This window comes from Mycobacterium sp. (assembly GCF_049281135.1).
In the GTDB taxonomy this organism is placed as follows: domain Bacteria; phylum Actinomycetota; class Actinomycetes; order Mycobacteriales; family Mycobacteriaceae; genus Mycobacterium.
The window spans coordinates 1-10217 of the sequence record NZ_JBAPRN010000535.1; the positions used below are offsets into that span (position 1 = coordinate 1).

10 protein-coding genes and 1 pseudogene are annotated in these 10217 nt (G+C 63.6%); all 11 read right to left on the bottom strand.

What is annotated here, in order from left to right; translation table 11 throughout:
- On the bottom strand, positions 1 to 646 hold a 646-nt coding region (locus WAN02_RS21020), incomplete at its 3' end, for an enoyl-CoA hydratase/isomerase family protein (protein WP_422266150.1).
- On the bottom strand, positions 643 to 1806 hold the full coding sequence (locus WAN02_RS21025; RefSeq protein WP_422266151.1) for an acyl-CoA dehydrogenase family protein: 1164 nt from the start codon (positions 1804 to 1806) through the stop codon (positions 643 to 645). The genes WAN02_RS21025 and WAN02_RS21020, both read right to left, overlap by 4 nt.
- The gene (locus WAN02_RS21030; RefSeq protein ID WP_422266159.1) at positions 1806 to 2048 is read right to left on the bottom strand and encodes an OB-fold domain-containing protein; all 243 of its coding nucleotides are present in this window, start codon (positions 2046 to 2048) and stop codon (positions 1806 to 1808) included. The genes WAN02_RS21025 and WAN02_RS21030 overlap by 1 nt, the downstream gene beginning before the upstream one ends.
- Before the next feature lie 36 nt (positions 2049 to 2084).
- Positions 2085 to 2210 (bottom strand): annotated as a pseudogene (locus tag WAN02_RS21035) (hypothetical protein); the annotation flags it as partial.
- Between the two features lie 8 nt (positions 2211 to 2218).
- Entirely contained in the window at positions 2219 to 3382 is a 1164-nt protein-coding gene (locus tag WAN02_RS21040) for a thiolase family protein (RefSeq protein ID WP_422266152.1), read from the bottom strand.
- Between the two features lie 67 nt (positions 3383 to 3449).
- A complete protein-coding gene (locus WAN02_RS21045) occupies positions 3450 to 4655 on the bottom strand; it encodes an NAD(P)/FAD-dependent oxidoreductase (RefSeq protein WP_422266153.1) in 1206 nt (401 codons plus the stop codon).
- Positions 4652 to 4978 carry a 2Fe-2S iron-sulfur cluster-binding protein gene (locus tag WAN02_RS21050; RefSeq protein WP_422266154.1) on the bottom strand — a complete coding sequence of 109 codons (327 nt, stop codon included), beginning with the start codon at positions 4976 to 4978 and terminating at the stop codon, positions 4652 to 4654. Before WAN02_RS21050 ends, WAN02_RS21045 begins: the two co-directional genes overlap by 4 nt.
- A 117-nt stretch (positions 4979 to 5095) precedes the next feature.
- On the bottom strand, positions 5096 to 7549 hold the full coding sequence (locus WAN02_RS21055; protein ID WP_422266155.1) for an AMP-binding protein: 2454 nt from the start codon (positions 7547 to 7549) through the stop codon (positions 5096 to 5098).
- Positions 7550 to 7601: 52 nt separating this feature from the next.
- Complete coding sequence (locus WAN02_RS21060) at positions 7602 to 8429, bottom strand: hypothetical protein (RefSeq protein ID WP_422266156.1); 828 nt, start codon at positions 8427 to 8429, stop codon at positions 7602 to 7604.
- Positions 8430 to 8441: 12 nt separating this feature from the next.
- Entirely contained in the window at positions 8442 to 9257 is an 816-nt protein-coding gene (locus WAN02_RS21065; RefSeq protein ID WP_422266157.1) for an HpcH/HpaI aldolase family protein, read from the bottom strand.
- Between the two features lie 23 nt (positions 9258 to 9280).
- A partial coding sequence (locus WAN02_RS21070) for a thiamine pyrophosphate-dependent enzyme (protein ID WP_422266158.1) occupies positions 9281 to 10217 on the bottom strand: 937 nt, incomplete at its 5' end.

The window sequence follows — 10217 nt, forward strand, 5'->3', positions numbered from 1 at the left end:
ATGTCTCGGCCATGCGCTGGGCTTCATCGAAAACGTCGTCGTCGTCGACGACACGGTTGGCCAAGCCCAACGCCAGCGCGGTGGCAGCGTCGATGGCCTCCCCGGTCATCAGAAGCCACTTGGCCACCCGGGGTGCCACCAGCCGCGGCAGTCGCTGGGTGGAACCGCCGGCGGGAAAGAGCCCAAAATTGGCGTGCTGGTCACCCAGCATTGCGCCACGCCCCAGCACCACGAAGTCACATGCCTGGGTCAGTTCAAGCCCCCCCGCGTAGGCGAAGCCGTGCACCGCGGCGATGGAGGGCACCGGGCTGTTCTGCAGCATGAGCAGCGACTCGTGCCAATGGTCGAGAAACGCGCTGAATCGGGTTTTGTCGTCCACCAGTGCCGAGACCTCGCCGAGATCACCGCCGGCAGAAAAAGCGCGTCCAGCACCGCGCAGGATCAGCGCGCGAACCAATGGATCGCTCTCGATGCCCGCCAGAGCGGTCCGAATGCCTTTCAGCACAGCCGAATCGATCGCGTTGAGCTTGTCCGGGCGGTTGATCGTCACGGTGGCCATCGACGACGTGATCTCGAGCAGCACCTGCCCTTCAGCGCTGTTCTTGACCTCTTCGGCCAGCGGCAGCCACGCCAGCTCTTGTGTCATCGGGCCAGTTCCCCAAAGTAGGTCCGCGCGATGACCATGCGCAGAATCTGATTGGTGCCCTCATAGATCTGATTGATCTTGGCGTCGCGCATGAGCATTTCGACGGGGAAGTCCCGAACGTAGCCGGCGCCGCCGTGGACCTGGACGCCCGCCGACGTCACACTCATCGCAACATCGGACGCATAGGTCTTGGCGATCGCCGCCAACCGCGACGCATCGGGATGCTGCTGGGTGAACGCGCGGACCGCGTCGTAAACCATTGCACGCGACGTGTATACGCCTATCGCCATGTCGGCGACGAGGAACTGCACCCCTTGGTAGGCGGCGATCTCTTTGCCGAATTGTTTGCGCTCGCCGGCGTAGCGGGTCGCGGCGTCGAGCGCACCCTGCGAAATACCCAGCGACATGGCCGCAACGCCAAGCCGCCCCTCGTCGAATCCGCGCATCAGGTAACTGAATCCGCGCTCGGAATCTCCGATGAGGTGGTCGGCAGGCACTTCCACGTCATCGAACTGCATTTCCGCGGTCGCCGACCCGTGTAGGCCCATCTTCTTCTCCCAGCGCGCCGCGACGACTCCGGCGCGGTCGGCTTCCACCGCGAACAGCGACAATCCGCGCGGACCGGGTCCGCCGGTACGCGCCAGCACCGTATAGAAATCGGCGAAGCCCCCGTTGGTGATGAATCGTTTGGTGCCGTTGATGATCCAGCTCTCACCGTCTTTTCGGGCCTTGGTGGTGATGCTGCCCAGATCTGAGCCGTGGTCGGGTTCGGTGACCGCGATGGCGCCCAGCATCTGACCGGCCGCCGCGGCCTGCAACAGCGGATGAACCCACTCAGCTTCGCTGTCACCGGTGGCGTGCAGTGCGATGAGCTTGGTGGCCAGCCAGTGTGCGGTCAGATATGTGCATGCACTGGGATAGACGCGGGCGAGCTCTTCCAAAACGATGCACTGATACCCGATGTCACTTTCGGTGCCGCCGTAACCCTCAGGTACCACGAGCCCAAAAAACCCCGCGTCAGCCAAGATCGCCTTGATGTCGCGACTAAACGTCGCGCGCTCCTCGGTCTCCTCGATCAACGGTGAGATCTTCTGCTCGGCGATATCGCGTGTCAACGAGGCAAGGTCGCGCAAGTCTTCGCTGAGGTCTGATTGCTGCATCAGTTCGCCACCTTTACAAAAACCGGCGCCAACACCCAACGGTCGCTGGTTCCGATCCGCTCCACGTTCATCTGGACACGATCCCCGTGCCGCGGCGGCGCTTCACCATCGGCACAGGCGATTTGAGCGAAAAAACGCGCCCCTTCGTCGAGGTCGATATATCCAGCCCAAAAGGGGGCATCAAATCCCTGAGGCGGTATCAGGATGTTCACTGCCTCATAGATCGTGCCGGCACCCGTCAACCCAACCTCGTTGCAGGGCTTGGAGTCATTCGGGCACCACCGCCGTGGCGGCACCCTGACATCCCCACAACGCGGACACGTGCTGGCACGCAATTGGTATTGCGAATCGGGTCCGCGCAGCAGCAACGTAGCGCCCAGTGACAGCTCTCCCAGTTCGGTCATCCGTGGCTCTACCGCACTGCCAGAATCGTGATGCCCGACGTGGCGAAGTCCCCCTCGTGGAAACCACCGGAGATGTGCGCCAACGCGGTTCGGGCATCGGCGACCTGACGTTCTCCCGCGCGGCCTCTGAGCTGATCACACAGCTCGACGATCTGTGCGACGCCGGTCGCACCCAGCGGGTGGCCGCGGTTGAGCAGACCTCCGCCCGTGTTGACCGGAATACGCCCGCCCAACGCCGTTTCGCCCGCTTCGACGAGCTTGCCCCCACTGCCGGGTTCGCAGAACCCTAAGTCCTCGTAGTGGATGATTTCGGCGACCGAGAATGAGTCATGCACCTCTGCGACATCGATGTCTGAGGGCCCAAGTTCGGCGAGTTCGTAGGCACGAGCCGAGGTGGACTTGTCCAGCGAGAAGGACGTCATATCGCGGTCCTGCTTTTGGTAGTAACCGCTGCCGATCACCGATGCGGCCACGCGCACAGTGGGCTCCAGACCCAGCTTTTCGGCGCCGGCCTCGTTGACCAAGACCGCCGCAGCGGCACCGTCGCCGGTCGGGCAGCAGTCCAATAGATGCAGCGGCCACACCACCCCTTTGGAACTCAAGACGTCATCGATGGTGATGGGGTCGCGGTACTGGGCCTTCGGATTATATTGTGCCGCTGCGCGATTCTTGACTGCGACCGAGGCGATCTGCTCGCGCGTGGTGCCATAGGTCTCCATGTGCCGGCGAGCGGCCATCGCATAGTAGGCCGGAGGAGTAAAGCCTTGTTCGCCTTCCAGCGCCATCCCGTCGGAGGTCAGGGGGCGCCCGGCACCCTCTCGCGACGACATCTTCTCCACCCCGACGACCAGAGCGACGTCGTGGGTGCCTGAGGCCAGCGCCATGTGTGCGATGTTGAATGCCACTGCGCCGGAGGCGCAAAACGCCTTCTCGTTGTAAACGGCCACACCTTCGATGCCCAAATCCCAACCGATCAGCTGCCCGACCCCGCTTTCGCGGGCGTGCAGCATCCCGCTGCGCGCCGACCCGCACGCGATCACCTCGACGGCGTGTGCGTCAACTCCGGCGTCGGTCAGCGCCTCGCGCCCGGCCTGGGCCCCCAGGTCTGCCAGGGTGGAGTGGCGGAATTTGCCGAACGGTGTCATTCCGACGCCGGCGAGGTAAGTGGTCATCGATCGCCTCCTATGCGGATACTGTATACGGTCTACGGGCACGTGGGAATGCCTGCGTGCATTAACGTCACACCGTCACAGGAGGCGATCCGGCCCCGCTGCCGCGGGCGGCCGCCAGCTGCTTGCGGGCCCGGGCGTGGTCCTTGGGTGAGTTGACCGATTCGCATCCCAGCAGCCGCGTGCCTGAATAGCAGTACACCGAGAACTTATCGGGCTCGGTCTGCACCGTCTCGGTGCGGTCGTAACCAGCTGTCAGACCGGCCATTTGGAGCTTGCGGCCGTGCTGTTCGGTCCAAAACCATGGAACGACGTCATATGGTGGCACTGCTTCGCCGGCGAGCAACGCCCCGACATGGCGCCCGTGGTCGCTGGCGTTCTGCACCGATTCCAGCCGAATCCCCGACTGCTTGCCCGTGGCGTTAGGGAACCGGGCGCAGTCGCCGATCGCCGAGATGTGCGGGTCTGTGGTGCGCAGCTGCGCGTCCACTATGACCCCGTCGTTGGTCGCCAGGCCCGCTTGGGCGGCCAGCTCGTCGTTGGGCACCACACCCACACCGGCCACCACCACATCGGCGGCCACGCTCGAGTGCCCGTCGTGCAACTCGAGCCGATCCACCACCCGTTGCACCGAGCACACCGTGCTCGACATCCGCAGGTGGACGCCGGCGGCGGTGTGAAGATCATGGAAGTACTGTGAGATCGGCTCCGACACAGCACGTCCCATCAAGCGCTCCGCGACCTCAAAAACGACGACGTCCTTGCCAGCGCGGGCGGCCATCGAGGCGACCTCCAACCCGATAAATCCGCCGCCGATGATCACCACCCGTTTGCCCGCGGCGATACGCTCGCGCAGATCGATGCCGTGATCGGCGGTGTGCAGGTAACAGACCGATTCCGAGCCTAGGCCCGACAACGCCTCAAGCCGCAATGGCCGCGGACGCGCACCGGTTGCGAGCACGAGGTGGTCATAGCTCACCGGCGGGCGGCCATCGAGTTGCACCGCGCGCTGCGCCCGGTCGATGCCCACCACGCGATGGCCAAGAACCAAGCCGATGCCGTGATCATCGTAGAAGGCGCGTGGCCGAAAGTAGGCGTCCTCAAGCGTTTCCGCGCCGGCCAGGACCTTTTTGCTAAGCGGCGGACGCTGGTAGGGCAACCTCTGGTCGGAATCGATCAGGGTCAGCTCGCCGTCCCATCCCAGCGTGCGCAGCGTGGCGCACACCGTGAACCCGGCGTGCCCCGCGCCGACGATCGCGACCCGGCGCACGCTCACAACGCTTGCTCTTCTGGCAGGTGGACGACGACGCCGTCCAATTCGTCGCTGGCTTCCAGCTGGCATGACAGCCGACTGGTCGGCTTTCGTTCCGAAGCGGTGTCCTCCAGCATGGCGTCCTCGTCGTCGGACATCGGCGGGAGGAGGTCAAGATCCTTGGCGTCGACGTAAACGTGACAGGTCGCACACATGGCCTGTCCGCCACATTCGCCGAGAATGCCTGCCACGCCATGTGATTGAGCTCCGAGCATCAGCGATTTGCCGGTCGCGATGTCAACTGTTTCACGCGCACCATCAGGTTGAACGTACGTCACCTTCGGCATGCCGGTCGCCTCTCATCGTCGTTGACGGCATGGGATCACATCACCCAGGACTACTGTATACGGTATACCATCTTCGGGCATGTTGCAACGGCGCCGACAAACATGCCAACACCCTGGTTAGTCGAACTGAACACCGTGCGCGGTCAGGTGTTCCACCAGGCCACGTCCCGACACTGTCACGTGCTCAGTCATGAACTTTCCTGCCGCCTTGTGCTTTCCGGCGCGCATCGCGGCCAGGATCCGCGCATGATCAGCATTGGAATTGACGTTCCACTCGGGTACCTGTTCGAGGAAGTCGCGGGGTAAGTCAACCGAGACCTTGCGCAGCGCCAAGATGAGTTTTCGCGAACCCGACATGTGGTTGATCTTGCGGTGAAAGCTCCAGTTGAGCTCCACCATGGCGTTTTGCTGATTGCCCGCGGCGGCCTCGAGCATCGCCTCGTGAAGCCGCTCCAGCGAGTCCAAATCGGCCGCGGACGCCCGTTGGGATGCGCGTTCGGTGGCCATTCCGGTCAAGACACCCTCGATGGTGAAGGCGTCCAAAAGGTCTTGTTTGCTCAGCGGCGCGACCACGATGTGGCGGGCGCTGTCCAGGGTCATCAGGCCCTCTTGCACCAGCTCGCGCAGTGCGTCGCGCACGGGCATGCGGCTGGTTCCGAACCGTTCGCACAACTGTTGCTGTGAAACTTGGGTTCCCGGCGAGAGAACGCCCAGCAGTATCTCGCGCCGAAGCGTGTCGGCGATTTGATTCCCGAGTGGATCTCGCTGCAGGGGGGTCGACGACAAGGCATCCAGGCCCGCATTAACGCTCACCGAAGTCCTCCTGTTGCGAGCCGCGGAACGCTGTTTCCGTGCCTGCTTAGGCTCTTTGGATTCTCCATCTTGTATACCATATCCCTGGTCGGGAGGCGGCTCTCCGCGCCGGCCAGTGACCGGCTGGCCGTTTGCCAGCAGGGCTCTAAGCTCTGCTTTTTTGACCTTGCCGGTGGCGGTCAGGGGAAGCGCCTCGACGAGGTAGAGCCGTTCGGGGAGCTTGAATTTCGCCGCTCCGCGTTGGCGTAGGAAGGAACACAAATCCTCCAGCGTCGGTGTGGCGGCCTCGATCGCGGGCACCACGACTGCGCAGCATCGCTCGCCGAGCCGGTCGTCGGGGTACCCGACGACAGCGACGGCCACGATGCCGGGATGGTCGATAAGCAGCTCTTCGATCTCACGAACGCTGATGTTCTCGCCGCCACGGATGACGATGTCCTTAACGCGGCCGGTCACCCGTATTCGCCCGTCGCGGTCCATCGTCGCCAGATCGCCGAACCGGTACCAGGAGCCCCGAAATGCCCGCTGGGTGAGCGCCGGATCCCCCAAATAGCCCAGGAAGGTGTTGGGGCCGCGGCTGGTGATCTCGCCTTCGACGCCCGGCGCGACCTCGGTGCCATCCTCATCGACGATGGCGATCGTCACGCCTTCTAGCGTGACCCCGTCGGTGGCCAGTTGCTCATCGCTGTCCTGCGGTCGCGTGCAGGTGGCGACATAGGTCTCGCTGGCACCGAACACCGACAACAGTTGTGCGCCGAACGCGCGGCGCACATCGCCGACCAGACGGCGCGGAATGGGAGCTCCACCCGAGCAGATATAGCGCAGCGATTCCCCACTGCCGGCGTCGGTTTCGCGCGCGCCGATCAGGTCCACGATGAACGGTGTCGCGGCGAGCGTGTAGGTGCACTGGTGTTTGTCGATCAGGCCCAGCGCGATCTGCGGGTCCCAGCGGTCCTGCAGGATCAGCGGTGCGCACGAAAACAGCGCCGCGCGCAGTCCCCACTGAAGGCCCGACGCATGAGATATCGGCGAGGGCATGAACACACAATCCGACGCGGTCAAACTCAACACCGTTCCGATGTAGGCGCGCAGCCCGAACATCGTGCTTTGGTGGGTGTGGATGACACCTTTGGGCAGCGACTCGGTTCCTGAAGTGAACGTGACGGTGTCCCAGTCGCGGGCATCGCTAATGCCGGGGAACACGGCCTCGTCGTCGACGGACGCCGACAAGATCTGCTCGAAAGACGGTGCTTCGTCAGTGTTTTGGGGCGCTCGCACAGCGATGACGTCGAGCACCGAGGCGACACCGTCGGCTGCTGCCCGGCACAGCCCGACTGGTGATTCTCGATAATGTGACTGGGCGGCGAACACCATGCGGCTCTGGCTCGTCTGCAAGATGTGGCGGTAGTCGGGGACGCCTAGGCGCGGTAGTACCGGATTCAGCACTGCCCCAAGCAGACCGACGCCGGTGTGAATGACGACGAACTCCCACCAGTTCGGTACTGCCACCGTTACGACATCGCCGGCCTGGATGCCGCGGCCCGCCATGTAGTGGGCCAGGCGTCGGGCCGCGCACAGCATCTGCGCGCGGGTCAGGGTTGCCTGCTCGTCAGCAACGCACAGCGCAGATGGCTGCCTGTCGGCACTGGCCAAAAATAGCTCCAGCCATGTCGCCGATGTCCAGTAGCCTTGTTCCTCGAACTCGGCGCGGATGGCATCGTCAACCCACGTTGTGAAGTCTGAGCGGTTCGTCCACATCAATGGGTCCGATTCGCGGGTGTCCTTGCTGGCGAACCGATGTCGGCCGACATCACGTTGAGACCGGCAGTCCGATGCATGTCGCTTCACCGGCTTGCACACCACATAGCTCGTGGGTTTCGCCGAAATCTGAGAACAGGATCGATTTCTCGCCGAGCCGACGGCCGTCGAGAGCGACTGCCCCCGAACCGATCCACAGGATGTAGGTGCGATCAGCAGGCAGCCGCAGTAGCGCACCCTCAGACCAGCGGTAGGTGACGATGTTGAGGTCCTCGTCGGTGAAATGCCCGAGATCTTTGACACTGAGGTCCTCGGACCTGCTCTGCCACTCGAATCCCTCGGGCCGCATCAAAATCGGTTGTTGATACTTCGGTGAGGGGATGATCAGAGGTTTGCCATTGACCGCCTCCCACACCGCGTTGGTACCGTCCTTGTGCACCTGCTGACCGTCATCGCCGGTATAAACGTAAAACCCGTCCTTGAACTCTCCGGTTTTGGCCAATTCAGCATAGGCGGCATCCGACTGCTCGCGGGTGACCCAATCCGGACTCCATTGCAGGAGAAAGATTTCGGCGGCCTCGAACCGTTCGGGTCCGTAGTAGGCACCGGCCGGAAAGAATGTCGCATCCCCGGGGCCGGCGATCTGTTCATAGCCGTAGTCGGTTTCCCCGGACAAGGTCAGCCGGATCTGGTCGAAGTTGTGCCGGTGCCGCGGCGCCGTGAACACACCATGGCCGCCGTGATATTTGACAAGATCAGAGGTGTAGCCGACACCGGGGGCCAGTTCAGCTTCGCGGATGAACTTGCGCGAGATCTTGCCAGTGCGAGTGTTGGCCTTGACCGGATCCCAGGCCATCGCGGCGGTGTCTAAAACGAACATGTTGTGTTCCTCCTAGTGGCGAGGTGATTGAGATGAGACCGGCGGTGCGGCACTGTCGGGTCGGCTCAACAAGGCGGCTCGCGCCTGACGGGTCTGGGCGATGCCGGCGTCGAGGTAGCCCAGGTCCGAACCCATGGTGACGATCTGGGCGCCGCGACTGATCCACGTAGCGGCGGCCTGCTCGTTTGCGGTGAACAGGCCAAACGGAATCTGATGCGCACGGCACGCCTCGGCGATGCCCGTAACCGCTTGCAGCACTGCCGGATTGGCTAAATCGTGCAAATATCCCATCGACACCGCCAGGTCTGCGGTGCCGACAAAAACCGCCGACAAGTTCTCGGTGGTGAGGATCGCGTCAAGGTCGTCCAACGCCTCTGCGTGTTCGATCATGGCGATGACCGCGATCTCGTCATTGGCTCGCGCCAGGTAGTCGGCGCGTCCGCCATACAGCCGGCTGGCCCGGCGGGGTCCGAAGCCTCGAATACCTTTGGGAGGGTAGAAACATGAGGTTACCGCGAGCACGCATTGAGCGTGCGAACGCACGCCCGGCACCAGAACGCCGTCAGCACCCAGATCCAGTGCCTGACCGATCAGTGCCGGATCGTTATGCGCCACCCGCACGATCACGGCCGCATCGCAGGGGTAGAGCGCCGTCAGGACGGTGTGCAACTGCTCGGCGCTCATCGCCGAGTGTTCGGTGTCGATGATGACGGCGTCCACGCCGGCCGCGCCCATGACCTCGGCGACGAAGGGTTCGGGGATCGTCAGGAAGCTGGCCACCGAGGCAGTGCCCTCGCGTAGCCGCTTCAGCAGAGGGTTGTCACGCACTATCTACTCCGTTCTGAATCCGCTTAAACGCGCTGAGGGTCGATACGGATATCGAGCAGCATCGGTCCACCGGCGAAATCCAGCTTCTCCAGGGCATCCTCGAGTTCCTCCTTGTTGCGAACGGTGGCACCCTGCGCCCCGATCGCCGCGGCGATCGGCCCGAAATCCGGCCAGTCGAGGATCGTGCACGCCGGGTCCATGCCGCGACTATCCAGATGCACATACTCAGCGCCATAGGCGCCGTCGTTGAGCAGCAGCACGATGATGTTGCGTCGCTGCATGACTGCGGTAACGAGCTCGGACAGACCACCCTCAGCGAAGCCACCGTCACCCACCGCCAGCAGCACGGGGCTGTCAGGGGCGGCGTACGAAGCGCCCAGCGCGACGCCGATACCAAGTCCGATCGACCCGTAGTTCACTGCGTGGGCGTACCGGGAGGGGTGCTCTACGTGCAGGGCGACGAATGCGTGCTTGATGAAACGCCCGTTGTCGGTGACGAGAACGCGGTCACTCGGCACGATGCGGTCCACCAGGCTCAGCGCCGTGTGTATGTCGACGGTGTCATTGGTGCCGCGATCGGTGGTATCGGCGCTGCGCGCGGCGATCCGCTGAACTGCGCGATCGATGAATGTGGACTTGGCGATTTCGGCTTCGTCCAGCAGTCGCACGAAGTCTCTCGCCGCGCTGGCCGCGTCCGCGGCCACGGCGACCGTGACATGGGAGAACCGGTTCAGACGAGCACGGTCGACATCGATGTGCACGACCCGCTTCTCGGCGAGCAGGGCGCCCTCAGCTGTGGTCCACTCATTGAGTCCGGCACCGAAGGCGATGACGCAATCCGCCTGCCCAATGACGTCGAGCGCCACGTCATCCGACAGGGTCCCGAAGATCCCGATATTGCCTGCAACGTCGGTAAACAGGTCCTTGCCTCGCAGCGTGGTCGCCAGCGGGGCGCCGAGC